This is a genomic window from Diaphorobacter sp. HDW4B (assembly GCF_011305535.1).
In the GTDB taxonomy this organism is placed as follows: domain Bacteria; phylum Pseudomonadota; class Gammaproteobacteria; order Burkholderiales; family Burkholderiaceae_C; genus Diaphorobacter_A.
In genome coordinates, this window is sequence record NZ_CP049905.1 from 3,840,285 (window position 1) to 3,860,840 (window position 20,556).

At 62.7% G+C, this 20,556-nt stretch carries 20 protein-coding genes; 1 reads left to right on the forward strand and 19 read right to left on the reverse strand.

What is annotated here, in order from left to right; translation table 11 throughout:
• Positions 1 to 52: 52 nt before the first annotated feature.
• From trpA to asd, 6 genes are all read right to left on the reverse strand, one after another.
• Positions 53 to 862, reverse strand: coding sequence for a tryptophan synthase subunit alpha (gene trpA / locus G7048_RS17485; RefSeq protein ID WP_166069364.1), 810 nt, complete (start codon positions 860 to 862; stop codon positions 53 to 55).
• On the reverse strand, positions 859 to 2,127 hold the full coding sequence (gene trpB / locus G7048_RS17490) for a tryptophan synthase subunit beta (protein ID WP_166069365.1): 1,269 nt from the start codon (positions 2,125 to 2,127) through the stop codon (positions 859 to 861). Before trpB ends, trpA begins: the two co-directional genes overlap by 4 nt.
• 19 nt (positions 2,128 to 2,146) lie before the next feature.
• On the reverse strand, positions 2,147 to 2,872 hold the full coding sequence (locus G7048_RS17495) for a phosphoribosylanthranilate isomerase (protein ID WP_166069366.1): 726 nt from the start codon (positions 2,870 to 2,872) through the stop codon (positions 2,147 to 2,149).
• Entirely contained in the window at positions 2,869 to 3,705 is an 837-nt protein-coding gene (gene truA / locus G7048_RS17500) for a tRNA pseudouridine(38-40) synthase TruA (protein WP_166069367.1), read from the reverse strand. Before truA ends, G7048_RS17495 begins: the two co-directional genes overlap by 4 nt.
• A 64-nt stretch (positions 3,706 to 3,769) precedes the next feature.
• Positions 3,770 to 6,520, reverse strand: coding sequence for a FimV/HubP family polar landmark protein (locus tag G7048_RS17505; protein ID WP_166069368.1), 2,751 nt, complete (start codon positions 6,518 to 6,520; stop codon positions 3,770 to 3,772).
• Positions 6,521 to 6,806: 286 nt separating this feature from the next.
• A complete protein-coding gene (gene asd, locus G7048_RS17510) occupies positions 6,807 to 7,937 on the reverse strand; it encodes an aspartate-semialdehyde dehydrogenase (RefSeq protein WP_166069369.1) in 1,131 nt (376 codons plus the stop codon).
• Positions 7,938 to 8,364: 427 nt separating this feature from the next.
• Between asd and G7048_RS17515 the strand changes: the two genes are divergently transcribed.
• Positions 8,365 to 8,697: a YegP family protein gene (locus tag G7048_RS17515; RefSeq protein WP_166069370.1), complete on the forward strand. Its 333-nt coding sequence runs from the start codon at positions 8,365 to 8,367 to the stop codon at positions 8,695 to 8,697.
• Between the two features lie 93 nt (positions 8,698 to 8,790).
• On the opposite strand, the gene leuB is transcribed toward G7048_RS17515, so the two are convergent.
• The 13 genes from leuB to dnaJ form a co-directional block, all read right to left on the reverse strand.
• Complete coding sequence (gene leuB, locus G7048_RS17520) at positions 8,791 to 9,861, reverse strand: 3-isopropylmalate dehydrogenase (protein ID WP_166069372.1); 1,071 nt, start codon at positions 9,859 to 9,861, stop codon at positions 8,791 to 8,793.
• Positions 9,862 to 9,906: 45 nt separating this feature from the next.
• Positions 9,907 to 10,563, reverse strand: coding sequence for a 3-isopropylmalate dehydratase small subunit (gene leuD, locus G7048_RS17525; RefSeq protein ID WP_166069373.1), 657 nt, complete (start codon positions 10,561 to 10,563; stop codon positions 9,907 to 9,909).
• A 30-nt stretch (positions 10,564 to 10,593) separates the two neighbouring features.
• Positions 10,594 to 10,722, reverse strand: coding sequence for an entericidin A/B family lipoprotein (locus tag G7048_RS17530; RefSeq protein ID WP_166069374.1), 129 nt, complete (start codon positions 10,720 to 10,722; stop codon positions 10,594 to 10,596).
• Positions 10,723 to 10,757: 35 nt separating this feature from the next.
• Positions 10,758 to 12,179, reverse strand: coding sequence for a 3-isopropylmalate dehydratase large subunit (gene leuC, locus G7048_RS17535; RefSeq protein WP_166069375.1), 1,422 nt, complete (start codon positions 12,177 to 12,179; stop codon positions 10,758 to 10,760).
• 52 nt (positions 12,180 to 12,231) lie between these two features.
• Positions 12,232 to 13,182, reverse strand: a complete 951-nt coding sequence (locus G7048_RS17540; protein ID WP_166069376.1) for a LysR family transcriptional regulator — start codon at positions 13,180 to 13,182, stop codon at positions 12,232 to 12,234.
• A gap of 130 nt (positions 13,183 to 13,312) precedes the next feature.
• On the reverse strand, positions 13,313 to 14,008 hold the full coding sequence (locus G7048_RS17545; protein WP_166069377.1) for a phytanoyl-CoA dioxygenase family protein: 696 nt from the start codon (positions 14,006 to 14,008) through the stop codon (positions 13,313 to 13,315).
• Between the two features lie 42 nt (positions 14,009 to 14,050).
• Positions 14,051 to 15,535, reverse strand: coding sequence for a 4-hydroxy-3-polyprenylbenzoate decarboxylase (gene ubiD, locus G7048_RS17550; protein ID WP_166069378.1), 1,485 nt, complete (start codon positions 15,533 to 15,535; stop codon positions 14,051 to 14,053).
• 22 nt (positions 15,536 to 15,557) lie between these two features.
• Positions 15,558 to 16,154: a UbiX family flavin prenyltransferase gene (locus tag G7048_RS17555; RefSeq protein ID WP_166069379.1), complete on the reverse strand. Its 597-nt coding sequence runs from the start codon at positions 16,152 to 16,154 to the stop codon at positions 15,558 to 15,560.
• Positions 16,147 to 16,551 carry a putative zinc-binding protein gene (locus G7048_RS17560; protein WP_166069380.1) on the reverse strand — a complete coding sequence of 135 codons (405 nt, stop codon included), beginning with the start codon at positions 16,549 to 16,551 and terminating at the stop codon, positions 16,147 to 16,149. The genes G7048_RS17555 and G7048_RS17560 overlap by 8 nt, the downstream gene beginning before the upstream one ends.
• Positions 16,548 to 17,030, reverse strand: coding sequence for an SCP2 domain-containing protein (locus tag G7048_RS17565; protein WP_166069381.1), 483 nt, complete (start codon positions 17,028 to 17,030; stop codon positions 16,548 to 16,550). Before G7048_RS17565 ends, G7048_RS17560 begins: the two co-directional genes overlap by 4 nt.
• Positions 17,031 to 17,048: 18 nt before the next feature.
• Entirely contained in the window at positions 17,049 to 17,945 is an 897-nt protein-coding gene (locus G7048_RS17570) for a U32 family peptidase (protein WP_166069382.1), read from the reverse strand.
• 81 nt (positions 17,946 to 18,026) lie between these two features.
• On the reverse strand, positions 18,027 to 19,067 hold the full coding sequence (locus tag G7048_RS17575) for a peptidase U32 family protein (RefSeq protein ID WP_205750407.1): 1,041 nt from the start codon (positions 19,065 to 19,067) through the stop codon (positions 18,027 to 18,029).
• A 273-nt stretch (positions 19,068 to 19,340) separates the two neighbouring features.
• A complete protein-coding gene (gene dnaJ, locus G7048_RS17580; RefSeq protein WP_166069383.1) occupies positions 19,341 to 20,480 on the reverse strand; it encodes a molecular chaperone DnaJ in 1,140 nt (379 codons plus the stop codon).
• Positions 20,481 to 20,556 lie beyond the last annotated feature (76 nt).

Here is a 20,556-nt window from a genome sequence, read left to right on the forward strand (position 1 = left end):
GCGCCGCGGCTCATTTCATTTTGAGAAAAGCGAGCCGGGCGTGATGGCGGGATTATGCGTCCATTGCCTTGCGCACGCCGCGCAGGAAATCGACGGTCAGGGGAATGATCTTTTCGTGGGGCTGATCTTCGAGCAACTGGATGATCTTGCTGCCGATGATGACCGCGTCGGAGAACTTGGCGATCGTGGCCGCAGTCTGCGCATCACGAATGCCGAAGCCCACGCCCACGGGGATCTTCACGTGCTCGCGGATCTTGGGCAGCATGGCTTCGACGGCTGCGGTGTCGAGCGCGCCGGAGCCGGTCACGCCCTTGAGCGACACGTAGTACACGTAGCCGCTGGCCACATCCGCCACCTGCTGCATGCGCGCAGGCGTGCTGGTGGGGGCGAGCAGGAAGATCAGATCGATGTTCTTCGCGCGCAGCTTGGCGGCGAACTCGGTCACTTCTTCGGGCGGGTAGTCGACGATCAGCACGCCATCGACGCCAGCTTCCGCAGCATCGTTGACGAAGGCGTCGACGCCGTGGCTCTGGTCGTAGCGTTCCACCGGGTTGGCGTAGCCCATCAGCACCACGGGCGTGGTCTGGTTGCGCTGGCGGAACTCGCGCACATAGGCGAGCACCTGCTTGAGGTTCACGCCGTTGGCGATTGCGCGGTCACCGGCTTTCTGGATCACGGGGCCGTCGGCCATCGGGTCGGAGAACGGCACGCCGAGTTCGATCACGTCGGCACCGGCCTCGACCATGCCGTGCATGAGCGAAGGCGTGATCGCAGCGAACGGGTAGCCTGCGGTGATGTACGGAATCAGGGCCGAGCGGCCTTCGGATTTGAGTTTTTCGAATGTGGTGTCGATGCGGCTCATGCTGCAGGACCTCCCTTGACGGTATGACCGCGCATGCTGGGGCGGTCGTAGTAATCGCTGCCGGAGAGATCGGCCACGGTGCCGATGTCCTTGTCGCCGCGGCCGGACAGGCACACGAGAATGGACTCGTCCTTGCGCATTTCCTTGGCGAGTTTCATCGCGTAGGCAAAGGCGTGGCTCGATTCGAGCGCGGGGATGATGCCTTCGGTGCGGCACAGGTAGTGGAATGCGTCGAGCGCTTCCTTGTCGGTGATGCCGACGTATTGCGCGCGTTTGATTTCCTGCAACCAGGCGTGCTCGGGGCCGACGCCCGGATAGTCCAGACCCGCGCTGATGCTGTGCGTTTCGGTGATCTGGCCGTCTTCGTCCTGAAGAATGTAGGTGCGGTTGCCGTGCAGCACGCCCGAGGAGCCGCGCTGCAGCGAAGCGGAATGCTTGCCGCTCTCGAGGCCTTCGCCCGCCGCTTCCACGCCGATCAGACGCGTTTCTTCATGCGGGATGTAGGGGTAGAAAATGCCCATGGCATTGCTGCCGCCGCCCACGCAGGCGACGACGGCGTCGGGCTGCTCGGCGGCGCTCTTCTGGTCCTTGAGCATCTCGGGCATCTGCGTGAGGCATTCATTGCCGATCACGCTCTGGAAGTCGCGCACCATCATCGGATAGGGGTGCGGACCGGCCACGGTGCCGATGATGTAGAACGTGTTGTCCACGTTCGCCACCCAGTCGCGCATGGCTTCGTTGAGCGCGTCCTTGAGCGTCTTGCTGCCCGACTCGACAGGCACGACGGTCGCGCCCAGCAGCTTCATGCGGTAGACGTTGGGGCTTTGGCGTTTGACGTCTTCGGCACCCATGTAGACCACGCATTCGAGGCCGTAGCGCGCGCAGATCGTCGCCGTGGCAACGCCGTGCTGACCTGCGCCGGTTTCGGCGATGATGCGCGGTTTGCCCATGCGCTTGGCGAGCATGGCCTGGCCGATCACGTTGTTGATCTTGTGCGCGCCCGTGTGGTTCAGGTCTTCGCGCTTCAGATAGATCTGCGCGCCGCCCATTTCCTCGCTGGTGCGGGCAGCGTGGTAGACGGGTGAGGGACGGCCCACGAAGTGCGCCAGTTCGTAGCGGAATTCACGCAGGAACTCCGGGTCGTTCTGGTACTTGGCATAGGCCTTACGCAGTTCGTTGATCGCGTGGGTCAGCGTTTCGCTGGCGAAGGTGCCGCCATAGGGCCCGAAGTGGCCCAGGGCATCTGGGTAGTTGTATGGGGTCATGGTCTAAAGAATTCTTCAATCAAGCGGTTGCTGCATCGGCGGCGCGAACGGCGGCGATGAAGCGATGGATTTTGTCGGCGTCCTTGATGCCCTTGAGCGTTCCGCCCCCGGGTGCATCGGCTTCGACGCCGGAGCTCACATCAACGGCCAGCGTCAGGCAACGCGGCTTCACCTGCAAAATGCCATCGGTCACGTTTGCAGGCGTGAGTCCACCAGACAAAACGAGATGAGAGGCTACGCTTGGTGGAAGGAGTGACCAATTGAATGTTTTGCCGCCGCCACCGAATCCGTCGACATGAGCGTCAAGGAGGATGGCCCGGGCTTGAGAGTGATCTTCCGCGTATTTTACGAGGTTGAAGGAAGCCGCACCATCACCCAATGGAATTCTGGCTGCGCGCAGGTAGGGGCGATGGCCCTGGCCGCTCGCCAGCCAGCAGGCTTCGGGCGTTTCATCGCCGTGAAATTGCAGCATGGAGCCGGGAATCCGGTCGCTGGCGGCAATGACTTCTTCAGCCGGAGCATTCACGAACAGCAACACGGGCGTGACGAAAGGCGGCAGGCGGCGTGCCAGCTCGGCCGCTCGTTCGACCGAAACGGCACGCGGGCTCTTGGCGTAGAGCACAAAACCGATAGCGTCAGCGCCAGCGAAGACGGCGGCATCAACGTCCTGCTCGCGCGTGAGTCCGCAGATCTTGATGCGGGTGCGGGCGGCAACGTTGGTGGAAACGGAGGAATTCGAACTCATGGGAGCCAATCATACGCAGCCGTGCGGGTGGGAAGTCCCCATTTCTCGTCATAGACCGGGCCCAAAAAGTAAAGACCTGCCGGAGAAAAAGTGGGGGCTGCCGCATCACGCGACCGGGCGGCCAGCACGTCCAGCATCCATTCCGGCTCTTGATTTCCTTGGCCGACCGCGATCAGGCAGCCCATGATGTTGCGGATCATGTGATGCAAAAACGCATTGGCTTCGAACTCGAAGCGCCAGTAGCAGGGCGTGAAATGGTGCAGGTCGCTGCGTTCGTCTTCATGCAATGGCGCGGCTGGGCCACGGCGCGTGATGGCGATGCGCTGCATGGTTTTGATCGGTGATTTGGCCTGACAGGCCGAGGCGCGAAACGAGGTGAAGTCGTGTTCACCCAGAAGGTAAGAGGCGGCGCGCTCCATTGCTCCGCCATTCATGGGGTAGAACACCCAGCCCACGCGGCCTGCATCCACGCTGGGGCGCACAGGGGACTGCAGCAGCACATAGGCGTAGCGGCGTGCCGTGGCGCTGAAGCGTGAGTGAAATTCCTCGGGCACGGGCTGCGCCCATTGCACGGCAATGTCGGGTGGCAAAAATGCGTTGGTACCACGCACCCATGAAGAGGGTGTGCGCTGCAGTTCGGTGTCGAAGTGCACCACTTGCATGAGTCCGTGCACGCCAGCATCGGTGCGGCCTGCACAGGTCGTTGCTACCTTATGAGTAGCAAAGCGGCCCAGGGCCGCTTCGAGATGATCCTGTACGGTGTTGCCGGACAACTGGCTTTGCCAGCCGCTGTAGGCCTGACCGTTGTAACTTACGCCCAATGCGATCCGCATCGAAATCTCCTTGTGAGGAGCGATTGGATCACATCGGGCCCACTCGCCGGAGCAGGGTTCAAAATCAACCCAGCTTGGTGAGCAGTTGCTGAGCGCGCAGCTTCAGGTCGCCAGAGGCTTCGGCGATGACTTCTTCGACGAGGGTGCGGGCACCTTCGCTGTCGCCGATGGCGTTGAATTCCTCGGCCAGCGCCAGCTTGGTGCTCAGCGGGTCTTCAGGAATCGGAGCGCCGCTGGCCATGCCCATGGGGGCTGGCGCCGTGGTTTCCGTCAGGCTGCCGGCACGCGTTGGCGTGTGCAGGTCAAGCGACAGCGCATTCAGATCGAATTCCAGCGGCTGGCGAGCCGTGGTTTCCACGTAAGGCGATGGAGACTCGGCTTCGGCTGCAGGCGCTGCTGCTGGCTTGGTGAACGACAGGTCATCCAGCTGGAAGTCCAGACCGTTCGACGCTGCTGCTGGCGCAGGTGCGGTTGGCGGTGTGAACGGAGCAGGTGCCGTAGGCGTATCCAGAGACAGCGATGGCAGCTCGAAATCGGGCAGCTTGGCAACGGGCTCAGGCGCTGTTGCCGAAGGAGCGATGGGCGGTGTCCACTGATGGTTCTGCGGTGCAGGCTCGGGGGCCAACGAGCCGCCGAGATTCAGATCCAAGTCCAGATCATCCAGCGCCGCTGCGGGAGCAGGCGTTGGAGCGGGAGAGTGGAACTGCACGGGCAGGGTGCTTGGAGCATCCAGATCCAGATGTTCGGATCGCGAGACCACAGCTGCTGCAGCGACACCTGCGGCAGCCACACCGGCAGCGCCAGCGGCACGCGCCGCGGACTGCTGGTAGAACGGATTCTCTGGATCGTTGACGCGGCCGAGATCGGCCACGCGGGCCCAGTCGGCGCCTTGGCCTTGTGTCAGCGTGAACAGCTCGCGCGCTTGCGCTTCCAGCGCCTTGCGATCCTGGCGCTTGGCGTAGATTTCGGCCAGCTTCACGTGGATGGAGCCACGCTCTGGATTGACGCGGACGGCTTCGCGCAGAATTTCTTCGGCCTGCAGATCGCGGCCGTAGGCGAGGTACACGTCGGCCTCGGCCACCGGATCGACTTCACCGGCATCGAGCTGGCTTGGCGAATAGGCGAGCGAGGAAGAGCCGGTGGACAGGCCGCTGTTGGCGGTGTCCACACGCTGACCACCGCTCGCGCCGAAGAACGAATCGGGGGCCAGGCTGCTGTCCATGATCGAGCTGTCGGATGGAGCCAGTGCGGCGGCCTTGCGGCGCTGTGCGAGCTTGTAGCCGCCCAGACCCAGCAGGGCCAGCAGCACGGCACCAATGCCGCCGAGCACCATCGGGTCTTCGGTGAGCGACTCGAAGAAGGTGGGCTCTGGTGGCGGTGGTGGAGGCGCGACAACGCGCTTCTTCTTGGTCGGAGCGGAGGCGGCATCCGAAGCCGCAACAGCGGCGGCGCTGGCGGCATCCACAGCCGAGCTGGCTGCCGTCACCGCAGCAGAGGCTGCATCGGCAGCGGCAGATGCGGCAGCCGTGGTTGCGGCCGCGGCTGGAGCTTCACTGGATGCAGCAGGTGCTGGAACTGGCGCGGTTGGTGCCGGCGCTGGCGACGTGCCAGGTACGGTTGCGGGCACGGTGGCAACCGCTGGAACGTCGGCAGGCTTGCTTGCACCGCCAGCGGCTGCAGGCGTGCCTGCGGCAGCGCCGACCTTGTTCAGTTCCGAGATGTTCTTGGACAGCTCGGCCATGCGCTCGGCGTTCTGGTTGGACTGGCGGTCCTGCGCGAGCTTTTCGTCCTTCTTGGCCGCCTGAACACCACCCTTGGACAGCGTGAGCTTGTCGGAGGAGGCGGTGGCGGGCTTCTGGTCATCCACCTGGGATTGCACGGAACCCTTGGCCGCGCGTTGTGGCGTTGCCACTTCGACGGATGGCGCGTTGGTGGCCAGGCGGCGACGGAATTCGTTGAAATCGCGGCTTTGGGCGTTGATGATTTTCTTGGCTTCGCCTGCGGTCACCGCCTGGGCCTGTGCCTCGGTTGGCATCTGCAGCACGGTGCCAGCGCGCAGACGGTTCACGTTGCCATTGATGAAGGCATCCGGATTGGCGCGCATCATGGCGACCAGCATCTGGTCGAGCGACACGCCAGCAGGGCGATGTGCACCTGCGATGCGGCCAGCGGTTTCACCCGTGCGCACGCGCACTTCGTCGCCACCACCTGCGGATTCGGCAACAGGCGCTGGTGCGACGCGCTGAGTTGGAGCGGGTGTACGACGTTCCTGCGCTTGCGGCAGGTTGCGTGGTGCGGGCGCAGGTGCTGGAGCGATGGCCGAAGGAGCCTGCTCCGAACGCTCCGCAAAGCGGTTGTCCTGCGATGTGATCTGAGGTGCCGTGGTCTGAGGCGCGGCCGGGCGGCGCATCTCTGGTGGATCCAGCAGCATGGTGTAGCTGCGCACGATGTGACCCGAGGCCCATGTGGCGTCGATCACCAGATCGATGAACGGATCGTTGATCGCCTTGGAGCTGCTCAGGCGCAGAACGCCTGTGCCGTCAGGACGACGTTGAAACTGTACGCGGATGTCGTTGACTGACGGCGTGTATTCGAGTCCCTGAGCTCGGTACACGTCGGGCGCGGCCGTGGAGGCCTTCAACGACTCGGCTTCTGCCGCAGAGACCTGTGGCAGGTCGATATCCGCTCGCAATGGCTCCCCCAGAGCGGATCGCACATGGATCTGGCCCAGCGCCAAAGCGTGAACATCGGCCGTGAACAAGCCGGTGGATACGATGGCAGCAGCCGCCAAAACAGAAAATTTCCAGCGATGCATGTGTGCAACTTATTGATGATTGTTCGGGCTTTGAGATGACGCAATAGGTTTTCTTTTGGCGTCATCCACTACGGGTCGTGAAAATATGTAAAAGCACCATAGCATCAATGTTTTGCACTGACAAGCTGATGCGACACTCCAACTTCACTCTCCCAGCGTTTGGTAGGAAAGCGCTATTTCATATGTTGGTATTGGACAACGGCCTGTCGCAAATTGTATCTGCACCTCCCTCAGATCAACAATTCTTGACCGTTGGGAGGTGATTGCCGTCAGTTTTTAGCAGCGTTTATGCGTCAAGCAGAATGCGCAGCATGCGGCGCAGCGGCTCGGCAGCGCCCCACAGCAGTTGGTCGCCGATGGTGAATGCGCCCACGTATTCCGGGCCCATGGCCAGCTTGCGGACGCGGCCCACAGGAATGGTCATGGTGCCGGTCACGGCCACGGGAGTCAGATCCTTGATCGTGGCTTCCTTGTTGTTCGGAACGACCTTCACCCACTCGTTGTCGGCAGCGATCATGGCTTCGATGTCGGCCACGGGCACATCCTTCTTGAGCTTGAAGGTCAGAGCCTGGCTGTGGCAGCGCATCGCGCCCACGCGCACGCAGAAACCATCGACGGGAATGGCAGCAGTGCCGAAGCCTTCGCCCAGACCCATGATCTTGTTGGTTTCGGCCATGCCCTTCCACTCTTCCTTGGACATGCCGTTGCCCAGATCCTTGTCGATCCAGGGAATCAGGCTGCCGCCCAGCGGAACCAGGAAGTTGGCGGTTTCTTCGGTCGACAGATTGCGTTGCTTTGCCACCACCATGCGATCGATTTCGAGGATCGCACTCTTGGGGTCGTCCAGCAGGGCCTTCACTTCGGCGTTCAGCGTGCCGTACTGGGTCAGCAATTCGCGCATGTGCTGTGCGCCGCCGCCGGAAGCGGCCTGATAGGTCTGGGTGCTCATCCACTCGACCAGACCGGCCTTGTACAGCGCGCCCACGCCCATCAGCATGCAGGAGACGGTGCAGTTGCCGCCCACCCAGTTGTTGCCGCCCTTGGCCAGTGCGTTCTTGATCACGGGCATGTTGACCGGATCCAGAATGATGACCGCGTCATCCTTCATGCGCAGCGTGGAGGCCGCGTCGATCCAGTGGCCGTTCCAGCCAGCAGCGCGCAGCTTGGGGAACACTTCGGTGGTGTAGTCGCCGCCTTGGGCCGTGATGATGATGTCGCAGCGCTTGAGGGCGTCGATGTTGAACGCATCCTGCAGCGTGGTCTCGTTCTTGGCCATCGCCGGGGCCTTGCCGCCCGCATTGGATGTGGAGAAGAACAGGGGCTCGATCAGATCGAAGTCCCGTTCCTGTTGCATGCGGTCCATGAGAACCGAGCCGACCATGCCGCGCCAGCCGACCAAACCTACCAACTTGCTCATTTTCAACGCCCTTTCAAGATAAGAAACAGTACCCACCGGGACTGCTCGCCTGGCTCGTCAGGCCAGGAAGGGCGCACGACGAACCAGGCTGGATCAGCCCTTAATAATCGTCGTGGTTTTGGAGATGGTTGCGCACGCAGCCGAGCCAGCCATGGTGGCGGGGGCAATGTTCAGGTCGAACGGGCGAGCGGCAAACATAATTCGGCGATTGTAGCGGAGCTGCCTTGTTCATGCAGTTTTTTTCGCGCTTTTCAGGCCATTCCAGCGCATTTCATCGCATTTCGATTGGCGTTTTTACGGCTTTGCAACATTCCATGCTTCGCCGATAGTCTCGCTGGGCGATCAGACTGGGCGTCTCGATGGTGCCGGGCTTCCCGCTTTGAACTTTCCCTTCATCCGTTCACTTCACTTCTCAAGGAGATTTCTCATGGCAGGTTGGTATGAACTCAGCAAGGCCAGCAACGGGCAATATCGCTTCGTGCTGAAGGCGGGCAACTCGGAGACCATTCTTTCGAGCGAGATGTACACCACCAAGGCATCCGCCGAGGGCGGCATTGCGTCCGTGCAGACCAACTCGCCGCTCGACGAGCGCTACGAGCGCAAGACCTCCGCGAGCGGCAAGCCCATGTTCAACCTCAAGGCGGGCAACCATCAGGTGATCGGCACCAGCCAGATGTACTCGTCCGAGAAGGCGCGCGATGATGGCATCGAGTCCGTCAAGACCAACGGGCCGAGCAAGACGGTCAAGGACCTGAGCTGATTTCAATCTGCAGGAAATCGACCGGCAGGAAATGATGAAGGGCCGCATGGTTGCCAATGCGGCCCTTGTTCTTGCTGCGGACGATTCAGCGAATCAACCGAGCGCGTTCACCACGGCGTCACCCATTTCGCGGGTGCTGACCTTGGTTGTGCCTTCGCTGTAGATGTCCGGTGTGCGCAGGCCTTGGGCCAGCACCTTCTTGACGGCTTCTTCGATGCGATTGGCGGCGGCTTCCTGGTTCAGCGAGAAGCGCAGCATCATCGCGGCCGACAGAATGGTCGCCAGAGGATTGGCGATGCCCTTGCCGGCGATGTCCGGTGCGCTGCCGTGGCTGGGTTCGTACAGGCCTTGCTTCTTGTCGTTCAGGCTGGCCGATGGCAGCATGCCAATGGAGCCGGTCAGCATCGAGGCTTCGTCGGACAGGATGTCGCCGAACATGTTGCCGGTGACGATCACGTCGAAAGCCTTTGGAGCCTTCACCAGTTGCATGGCGGCGTTGTCGACGTACATGTGCTGCAGTTCGACGTCCGGATAGTCCTTGTGCACTTCGGTGACGATGTCCTTCCAGAACTGGAAGGTTTCGAGCACGTTGGCCTTGTCGACGCTGGTGACCTTCTTGTTGCGCTTGCGGGCGGCTTCAAAGGCCACGCGGGCGATGCGTTCGACTTCGGGCTTGGAGTAGCGCATGGTGTCGAAGGCTTCTTCGGCACCGGGGAAGTGGCCGTCCACGGCCGTGCGCTTGCCGCGCGGTTGGCCGAAGTAGATGTCGCCGGTCAGCTCGCGGATGATCAGGATGTCCAGACCCGCGATCAGCTCGGGCTTGAGGCTCGAAGCGCCCACCAGTTGTTCGTAGCAGATGGCGGGTCGGAAATTGGCGAACAGGCCAAGCGCCTTGCGCAGGCCGAGAATCGCTTGCTCGGGGCGCAGCGGACGGTCGAGCTTGTCGTACTTCCAGTCGCCCACAGCGCCGAACAGAATCGCATCGGATTCCTTGGCGAGCTTGAGCGTGGATTCGGGCAGTGGATGGCCGTGCGCGTCGTAGGCGGCACCACCGACCAGAGCCGATTCCATTTCCAGATTCAGGTCGAGCGCGTCGAGCACCTTGACGGCTTCTGCGACGATTTCAGTGCCGATGCCGTCACCCGGCAGAACTGCGATTTTCATGTCTTTTGGTTTCTTGATGAATTTGAAATGGGTGCCGATGCGTGCTCAGGCCGAGGCGGGCATCGTGTGCGCGAGCCATGGCTTGGTGGCCAGACGTGCGGCTTCGTAGGTCTTGATCTTGTCGGCGTGGCGCAGGGTCAGGCCGATGTCGTCGAAGCCGTTGAGCAGGCAGTATTTGCGGAACGGAATCACGTCGAACGGGATTTCTTCGCCCTGCGGACGCACGACGACCTGACGCTCCAGATCGACGGTGAGTTCATAGCCGGGGAAGGCCTGCACGTCGTTGAACAGTTGGTCGATCACGGACTCCGGCAGCACGATGGGCAGCAGGCCGTTCTTGAAGCTGTTGTTGAAGAAGATGTCGGCAAAGCTTGGCGCGAGGATGGCGCGGAAACCGTATTGGTCGAGCGCCCAAGGTGCGTGTTCGCGGCTCGAACCGCAGCCGAAATTCTTGCGGGCGATGAGGATCGATGCACCCTGGTAACGCGGTTTGTTCAGCACGAAATCGGGATTCGGCTTGCGGCTGGCCGGGTCTTGGCCGGGCTCGCCGTGGTCGAGGTAACGCCACTCGTCAAACAGGTTCACGCCGAAGCCGGTCTTCTTGATCGACTTGAGAAACTGCTTGGGGATGATGGCGTCGGTGTCCACGTTTTCGCGGTCCATGGGCGCGACAAGGCCCTTGTGAACGGTGAATTTTTGCATTTGAGTGATCGATCCTGCGAATTGGAAAACTTATTTGTCGGCTGCGCGTTCAAGCGCGCCGCCTGCGCGTTGCACGTCCTGGCCCACGCCCTTGACGGTGTTGCAACCGGCCAGAACGAAGGTGCTGATGAGGGCGATGGCAATGGCGAATTTGGACATGGTGTGATCCTTGGTTGGTTTTTGGAAACGCCAGATTACGCGAATTTGCGCACATCCACAAAGTGACCATGAATGGCCGCTGCGGCGGCCATGGCCGGGCTCACCAGGTGGGTGCGGCCACCCGCGCCCTGACGGCCTTCGAAGTTGCGGTTGCTGGTCGATGCGCAGCGCTCGCCGGGCTCAAGGCGGTCGGCGTTCATCGCAAGGCACATCGAGCAGCCGGGCTCGCGCCATTCAAAACCAGCGGCGACAAAAATCTTGTCCAGACCTTCACGCTCGGCCTGCTCCTTCACGAGGCCGGAACCGGGTACGACCATGGCCAGCTTGATGTTCTTGGCGACCTTCTGGCCGAGCTTCTTCACGATGGCAGCGGCTTCGCGCATGTCTTCGATGCGGCTGTTGGTGCAGGAGCCGATGAACACCTTGTCCACGAACACGTCGTTGAGCGGCTTGCCGGGTTCGAGGTTCATGTAGGTCAGCGCGCGTTCGATCGCGCCGCGCTTGTTCGGGTCTTTTTCCTTGTCCGGATCGGGCACGGTCGCGTCCACGCCCAGCACCATCTCGGGCGATGTGCCCCAGGTCACTTGCGGCACGATGTCGGTGCCGTTCAGTTCCACCACGAGGTCGAACTTCGCATCCGCATCGGAATGCAGCGTGCGCCAATAGGCTTCGGCCTGATCCCATTCCACGCCGGTGGGCGAGAGCGGACGGCCCTTCACGTAGGCAATCGTCTTGTCGTCCACGGCCACCATGCCGGCGCGCGCACCGGCTTCGATCGCCATGTTGCAGACCGTCATGCGGCCTTCCATGGTCAGGTCGCGAATGGCTTCGCCCGCGAATTCAATGGTGTAGCCCGTGCCACCAGCGGTGCCGATCTTGCCGATGATGGCCAGCACGATGTCCTTGGCGGTCACGCCGGGGGCGACCTTGCCGTTGACCTTGACCAGCATGTTCTTGGCTTTCTTGGCCAAGAGCGTCTGCGTGGCCATCACGTGCTCCACTTCCGAGGTGCCGATGCCGTGCGCCAGCGCGCCGAAAGCGCCGTGGGTGGAGGTGTGGCTGTCGCCGCAGACCACGGTCATGCCGGGCAGCGTCGCGCCGTTTTCAGGGCCGATCACGTGCACGATGCCCTGGCGCTTGGACATGAACGGGAAGAAGGCGGCCGCGCCCACTTCGGCGATGTTCTTGTCCAGCGTGGTGATCTGTTCCTTGCTGATCGGATCGGTGATGCCGTCGTAGCCCTGATCCCAGTTGGTGGTGGGCGTGTTGTGGTCAGCCGTCGCCACGATGGAGCTCACGCGCCAGACCTTGCGGCCGGTTTCGCGCAGACCTTCGAAGGCCTGCGGGCTGGTCACTTCGTGCACCAGATGGCGGTCGATGTAGAGAACTGCGGTGCCGTCTTCTTCTGTGTGAACCACGTGTTCATCGAAGACTTTGTCGTAGAGAGTGCGTCCCATGATGTGCTCTTTTCTTTCCAAGGTGGGGATTCAAAATTCTATGGTGGTCTGGTCAAGCGACCCGTTGCTGCTTGTCGGCCAGCAGGCCCGGCCGTGTCAGATGCTCGACCAGTAGTCGCGCCGTGACGGGCAGGGCGTCGAAATCTCGTGCGACCACGCGCAGTTCGCGCTCGGCCCAGGGCTCGTCGAGCTGGATGGCCGCGAGGTGGCCCATGCCGTGCATCAGCGCAAACGCGCGGTCGGGAATCAGGCCGATGCCCAAGCCGTTGTCGATCATGCGGCACATGGCGTCCAGACTCGTCACCTGCATGCGCTGGCGCAACGGCTTGGCGGTCTGCCCAGCGGCCTGGCGCATTGCCAGACTGATGCTGCTGCCCGCCTGCAGGCCGACGATGTCCCATTCCATGGCTTCGGCGAAGGTGATGGATTCACGTTGGGCCAGCGTGTGTGACTGCGGCATCACCACGACCAGCCGGTCGTTGCGATACGGGCGGCTTTGCAAGCCCTCGGGGTCTTCGCTCGTGCCGGTGTGGCACACACCCAGATCGGTCGCGCCGTCGCGCACCGCGTTCATCACTTCCTGGCTCAGGTGTTCCTGCAGGTCGATCTTGACCTGGCTGTGCTCACTCGCGAACTCACCCAAATCTTCGGGCAGAAACTGCACGATGGCCGAAATGTTGGCGTGCATGCGCACATGGCCGCGCACGCCGTCGGCATATTCAGAAAGCTCGCCCTGCATGCGCTCAAGGCCAAACAGCACAGTGCGTGCGTGGTGCAGCAGGCTCTCGCCAGCGGGAGTCAACGTCACGCCGCGGCTGTGGCGATAGAGCAGAGCCGTGTCCACAGCGGTTTCCAGATCGGACAAACGCTTGCTGACGGCCGATGCCGCAATGAATTCGCGCTCCGCCGCACGGCCGATGCTGCCCAGCTCGCAGACTGCGACAAACAGCTGCAAGGAGGTCAGATCGATACGGCGCGCAAAACTGCGCTCGGAGCTTTTCATTGCGGGGTCTTGTATTCGTGGAATCAGAATGCAAACCGCATTTTATGGCGAAAAAATGAATTTGGTATCGCCAATCACGATGGCTTGGCGCTCAAAAGCGATGGGCGCCTGCGTGGTTGGCGATGACAGATCATCGAACCGCGACTTGCCAGCACAGGCCAAAGGGCAACGCGGGCGGCCCGAAAACGAAGTGCAGCACGCGTCGGCGACTGTTTCCCCGGCCTTTGGAGGATGCGTGGAGCAGCAACGGGCGCATGGCAAGCGCATCGCCGCGCTCCATCGTGCATTCGGTTTCGCCTGAGGCATCGCGCAGTTCAACAGCGTGGTGTGCGTCGATGATGCCTTGCGCATGGGTTGCGGGCACGACGCGCAACGGACCATCCTCGGGGCCGCAGTCGTCCAGATGCAGGCGAACTGCGAGCAATTGTTCAAGCACCTCACGCGGCGCTTGCACGAAATGGCTTCCGTCCTTGTGAGACCAACCACGAAGTGCCGGGTGCTCCAGCGGCGCGGCCACAGGAATGCTCAGATCCTGATGCACCGCGACCAGCCAGTTGCGTGTGGCGGACTTCTCGAAGTATGTGCATTGAACCGCGGCATGGTCATCGGGAATCAGATCACGCAAGGCCGGGTGCTGCAGCAACTGGCGTGCGAGATCGGCGCACCAAGGCTGATCGAGCAGGCAACGCGAGCCGCCGCGTCCGCGCTCCGTCAATTCGGGCAAGTCGAGCGAGGACAGCGCCGACGGCGGGAGCACGGAAGGTATCAACGCGAAGCCGTTCTGCGCGAGATGCTCAGTGGTTGCAAGGTGGGGATCGAGTTGCATGACGGGCCGAGCTTCGCACAGTTCGCGCGGGACGTCAGCGCGTCACAAGCCCAGTTGCTCCGCCAACTGATTCATGCGCTCGCTCACGTTTTTGTCCATCGTGATCGGCTGCCCCCATTCGCGCTGGGTCTCGCCGTGCCATTTGTTTGTGGCGTCGAGGCCCATCTTGCTGCCAAGGCCTGCGACGGGCGAGGCGAAGTCGAGGTAGTCGATGGGCGTGTTCTCGATCAGCATGGTGTCGCGCGCGGGGTCCATGCGGGTGGTGAGGGCCCAGATGACTTCCTTCCAGTCGCGCACGTTCACGTCGTCGTCGACCACCACGATGAACTTGGTGTACAGAAACTGGCGCAGGTGGCTCCACACGCCCATCATCACGCGGCGGGCATGGCCTGCGTAGGCTTTGCGGATGCTGACCACGGCCATGCGGTAGCTGCAGGCTTCGGGCGGGAGGTAGAAATCGACGATCTCGGGGAAGGCGCGCTGCAGCAGCGGCACGAACAGTTCGTTGAGCACAAGGCCGAGCACGGCGGGTTCGTCCGGCGGTTTGCCGGTGTAGGTGCTGTGGTAGATCGGCTGGTCGCGCATGGTGATGCGCTCGACGGTGAAGATCGGAAAATCGGCGCGCTCGTTGTAGTAGCCGGTGTGGTCGCCGTAGGGGCCTTCGCTGGCATGGCGAAAGCCGCTTGCGTGCGATGGATCGGGGTGGATATGGCCTTCGAGCACGATCTCGGCGTTGGCGGGCACCTGCAGCGGCACGCCGATGGCCTGTGCGAGTTCGGTGCGTGCGCCGCGCAGCAGGCCTGCGAACTGGTATTCGGAGAGGCTGTCCGGCACGGGCGTGACCGCGCCCAGAATCGTCGCGGGATCGGAGCCGATGGCCACGGCCACCGGGTAAGGCGTGCCGGGATGCTGCGCGCGGTGGTCGGCAAAATCCAGCGCGCCGCCGCGATGAGCGAGCCAGCGCATGATGAGTTCGTTCTTCGACAGCACCTGTTGGCGATAGATGCCGAGGTTCTGGCGCACCTTGCGCGGGCCGCGCGTGATCGTCAGGCCCCAGGTGATCAGCGGCGCAACGTCGCCGGGCCAGCAGTGCTGAATGGGCAAGCGGCCCAGATCGACCTCCGCGCCTTCGATCACGATCTGCTGACACGGCGCGTTGCGCACGGCGGCGGGCGTCATGCTCCACAGCGTCTTGAGCAGGCTGCGTTGTTGCCACAGCTCCTTCATGCCACGCGGGGGCGTGGGTTCTTTCAGCGACGCCAATGTTTCACCAAGCGCGCGCACTTCCTGCAGATCGCCCACGCCCAGCGCGCGGCAGACGCGCTCCGGCGTGCCGAACAGATTGGTGAGCACGGGCATGTGATGACCGCTGGGGTTTTCGAACAACAGCGCCGGGCCGCTTGCGCGCAGCACGCGGTCGCTCAGCGCGGTCATTTCCAGATGAGGGGAGACGGGCTGCGCGATGCGCTTGAGTTCGCCGCCCGATTCGAGTTGCGCCAGAAAATCGCGCAGGTCGCTGTAGTGCATGAAGAAAGAGAAAGCGGGGAAGTCAGTTGCTCACGACGCGCAGCCCTTGCCAGCGCGGGGAAAGCTCGTGTTCGATGTCGAGCAGATCGAGCACGCGGGCCGCGCTGTGCTGAACGATGTCGTCCAGCGTCTGCGGCAGTTGGTAGAACGCGGGCATGGGCGGGCAGATGATGCCCCCCATCTCGGTCACCGTGGTCATGTTGCGCAGATGGACGAGATGCAGCGGCGATTCGCGCGTGAGCAGCACGAGGCGGCGGCGCTCCTTGAGCATCACGTCGGCAGCGCGCGTGAGCAGACTGTCGGCCAGGCCGTTCGCGATTGCCGCGAGCGTGCGCATGGAGCAGGGCGCAATCACCATGCCGTGTGCGCGAAACGAGCCGCTGGCAATGCTGGCTCCCACGTCCTCGTTGTCGTGCACGACATCGGCGAGACTGTGGACGTACGCGGGCTGCAGATCCATCTCGTGTTGCAGTGTGCGCCATGCGGCATTGCTCACGACCAGATGCGTCTGCACATGGGGCAGTTGCTGCAGCAGTTGCAGCAGGCGCACACCGTATGCAGCGCCGCTCGCGCCAGTGATGGCGACGACGATGCGCTTGTGTTCTCTGGGTTCAGGCATGGAGCCTTTCGTGGATCAGCGGATGGGCTTGCAGATCAGCTTCGATGCGCATGAGCACTTCGCTCGCCTGCTCGGGATCGAAGTCCTGATGCGCGCGTTTTTTCACGCCATGCTCGTGCAGTTGGTAGTGCCGCGTGGCCACGATCTGGTGTTGCGCGAGGCAGTTGGCCACGCAGTTGAGTGGGCAACCGTCGAGCGCGATGATCGGGCGACCGGATCGGGCCAATCGCACGAGCTTGGGCACGTGGCCGCCGACGCCTGCGATGCACGACATCTCCGCCGTGCCGCGCCGGTCCAGTTGCAGCGCGACATGGTTGGCGAGCTGCGCGGCGCTGGAGCAGCCCGAGCAGGAGTAGACGAGTGGCAGTTCGGGCAGTTGATTTTCTTGGTCGGTCATTTCGATGTCTTGGCGTTCCAGCGCGAGAACACGGCGCGTGGTGTCCAGTGCATGGGATCGAGCACCGGCAGTTCGAGCGCATCGAGCGCGTTCTTCACGACGAGGCCGAGCTCGGTGTCGCCCTGCATGACGAGGCGACGGCTGAAGAACAGCGTGTCCGGGTCCTGCTTGCGCTGCGCGAGTTGGATGAAGTCCCAGGCCGATGCGCTGACGATCAGATCGGGAGCCTGTTTGGGGGCGCTCGCGATGAAGCGTTTGCCGTCGCAGATGAAGTCGAACGCGACGCGTGCATCGGTCACGCGGATGGAGAGCAGGCGGCCTTTGAGCAGCGCCTTCACATCGTCAGGCAGTTGCTTGCCCAGCATGAAGTTGACGGCAGTGACGAGCAGCAGCGAGCCGGGATACGCGGGCAGACGTGAGAGCACGGAACCCAGCGACGCGGGAACGGAAATCGGGGCAGGAGGTGCGGTGAGATTCATGACACGGCGTTGGAAAAATCAAGGGGTCGGTGCCTGCAGTTCCATGCCCGGTCTGGCGTACCAGTAGCCGTTGCAGGGGCTGTCATGCATGACGGAGGCGAGCAGTTCGCTCGCGGTCTGGGATGTGCGGATGTCGTTGCGTGCGATGTCGAAGGCTTCGATCACCTGCTCCATGTGGCGCGACTGCGGGCTCAGGCGCAGCACCTCGACGCCCAGCGTGTTCAGTTCGGGCACTTCGGCGATCAGGTTGTGGATGCGCGCGGACTGCGTCTGCGTGCCGTTGAGCACCAGAAAATGCTGCGATTCGCGCGTGGTCAGCAACTGGCCATCCGGGTGGTCGAGGCACGCAAAGCCGCAGTCGTCCTTGGGGCGGTTGTAGTGTCTTGCGGTGAAGCAGCGCGCCGAATACGCGAGTGGCATGCGCCCGTAGGCGAAGACCTCGGCCTGCAGCGGAGCGGCGGTTTTGGAGAGCATGGCGACGAGTTCGTCGCCGGGCATTTCCAGCGGCATGACCCAGCGGAACGCGCCGAGTTGGGCCATCCAGTTGAGTGAGTCCGCGTTGTAGAGATTGAGCGATGCGCCGGCCACGAAAGGCTGCGTGTGGGCCAGCGCGCTCACGGCACCCATGTCGTTGGCTTCGACAATGAAGTCTCCGTTGGCCACGAGCTTGTGCATCTGCCCGACCTCGGCGGTGGATTCGAGCAGCACCTGCGTGCTCAGCACCACTTCCTTGCCCTTGTCGCGCAGCAGGTAGCCGATGTCCAGCCAGTCCTTGAGCCGCAGCTCATGCCGCCGCGAGCACACGGTTTCGCCGAGGTAGACGATGTCCACGGCGGTGCGCGCCATCGATTGATAGAACGCGAACACGTCTTCGCGGGACCAGTAATAGAGCAGGGGGCCGAGTGAGAGCTGCATGGTGCGCGTCCTTCGTGCGTGGCGGATGGGTGGCTGCGTGGAGGGGCGGGGAGTGGTCTTGGTCTTGGACTTGGACTTGGACTATTTCCAAGGGCGGTGGTATGCGCCCAGCGTGTGCTGCTGGCCTTCGGCGAGCTGGTCGAGCACCGTCATCCAGATGGTCTTGGGCGAGTAGCGGTGGCCCTGGTCGATGCAGTGATCGATGGCATCGCGCCAGACCTGCGTGACCTGCTCCACGTAGGCGGGGCTGCGCTGGCGACCCTCGATCTTGAAGGCGCGCACGCCCAATTTAACCAACTGCGGCAGCAGCTCCAGCGTGTTGAGGCTGGTGGGCTCTTCGAGCGCGTAGTAGTTGCTTTCGTCGCCCACGTCGAAGCGACCCTTGCACAGCGTGGGATAGCCCGCTTTTTCGCCCGGATCGTAGCGGTCGATGAGCACGCCGTTCAGGCGCGACTCCATGCCCTGCGGCGTTTCCTGCCAACGCACGTACTTGGGCGGCGAACACACGCCGTGCGTGTTCGGCGATTCGCCCGTGGCATATGACGACAGCGCGCAGCGGCCCTCGACCATCACGCACAGGCTGCCGAAGGCGAACACTTCGATCTCCACCGAGGTGCGTTCGATCACCTGCTTGACCTGCTCCATCGACAGCACACGCGGCAGCACGGCGCGCTGGATGTTGAACTGCTTCTGATAGAGGTTGATCGCCGCATGGTTGGTTGCCGAACCCTGCACCGACAGATGCAGGCGCAGGTCGGGATGGCGGTTGCAGGCGTAGCGCATCAGGCCCGGATCGGCGAGGATGACCGCATCCACGCCCCACATCGCGGCGCGGTCCAGCGCGGCATGCCACGGCTCGGGCGCGCTGGCCTTGGGGTAGGTGTTGAGCGCCAGCAGCACCTTGCAGCCACGGGCGTGGGCGTAGTCGATGCCCTTGAGAATCGCGGCTTCGTCGAAGTTCAGTCCCGCGAAATTGCGCGCGTTCGTGGCGTCACGCAGCCCAAGGTAGACGCAGTTCGCACCCGCATCCACGGCCGCTTTCAAGGCGGGCAGGCTGCCTGCGGGGCAGACGAGTTCAGGAGCAGGGCGATGGGCGCCGATCAGCGCATCGTTGGCCGAAATAGGAATGCCGTGGGTTGGCAATGCTTCTGTCTGTGGGGTGGACACGGTGGGGACCTCACTATGTGGAAGGTCTACACATTAGGTTGCGTCCAAAGACCACAATCTGATTTTTATCAGTAGTTCAGCATGAACAATTCGCGGCGCTCGTGCCTGTTGTGATCGCGCGGCAGCGAGGTCTGGTTGACATCGCTGTGTCATGAACCGAGGTCAAGAAAAAGGGCCGTGCCCTGCAATTGCAGAGGACGGCCCTTGGCGTGAAATGCTTGACGCGAATCAGCTGAACAGGTTCTTCAGCTTGTCGGTCCAGGTTTCGGTGGATGGCGAATGCTTGCTGCCGCCCTTCTTGAGCGACTCGTCGAAGTCCTTGAGCAGCTTGCGTTGGAACTCGGTGAGCTTGACCGGCGTTTCCACGATGATGTGGCAGTACAAGTCACCGGGGTAGCTTGCGCGCACGCCCTTGATGCCCTTGCCGCGCAGGCGGAACTGCTTGCCCGCTTGCGTGCCTTCGGGAATGTCGATGGCCGCCTTCCCCGAGAGGGTCGGCACTTCGATTTCGCCGCCGAGCGCTGCGGTCGCAAAGCTCACCGGCACTTCGCAGTGCAGATCGTCACCGTCGCGCTCGAAGATCTCGTGCTTCTTGACGCGGATTTCGATGTACAGATCGCCTGGAGGGCCGCCGTTGGAGCCGGGTTCGCCGTTGCCGGTCGAGCGGATGCGCATGCCGTCGTCGATGCCGGCGGGAATCTTCACTTCCAGCGTCTTCTGCGACTTGATCTTGCCCTGACCGTGACAGCTCGTGCATGGCTCGGGAATGATCTTGCCGGTGCCGCGGCAATGCGGGCAGGCTTGCTGAACGGCGAAGAAGCCCTGGCGCATCTGCACCACGCCCGAACCCTGGCAGGTGCCGCAGGTCTTGGGTTGGGTGCCGGGCTTGGCACCCGATCCATGGCAGGTCTCGCACTCGTCCCACGAGGGGATGCGGATCTGCGCGTCCTTGCCGTTGGCGGCTTCTTCCAGCGAGATTTCCATCGCGTACGACAGATCGTTGCCGCGATAGACCTGACGGCCACCGCGACCGCCGCGGGCACCGCCGCCGCCGCCGAACATGTCGCCGAAGATGTCGCCGAATGCCTCGGCAAATCCGCCGAAGCCTTCTGCGCCCGGACCACCACGCATGTTGGGGTCCACGCCGGCATGGCCGTATTGGTCATAGGCGGAACGTTTCTGGCTGTCGCAGAGGATTTCATAAGCCTCCTTGACTTCCTTGAACTTCTCTTCGGCAGCCTTGGCAGCATCACCCTGATTGCGGTCAGGGTGGTACTTCATCGCAAGTTTGCGATACGCCTTCTTGATCTCATCCTCGCCAGCGTTCTTGGGAACGCCGAGGACTTCATAAAAATCTCGTTTGGACATTTCGTCTCCAGCTCAGGGGCCGGTGGGAGCACAAACGCCGCGCTGGCTCCTTTGGGGGGGAACCAAGCGCGGCGGC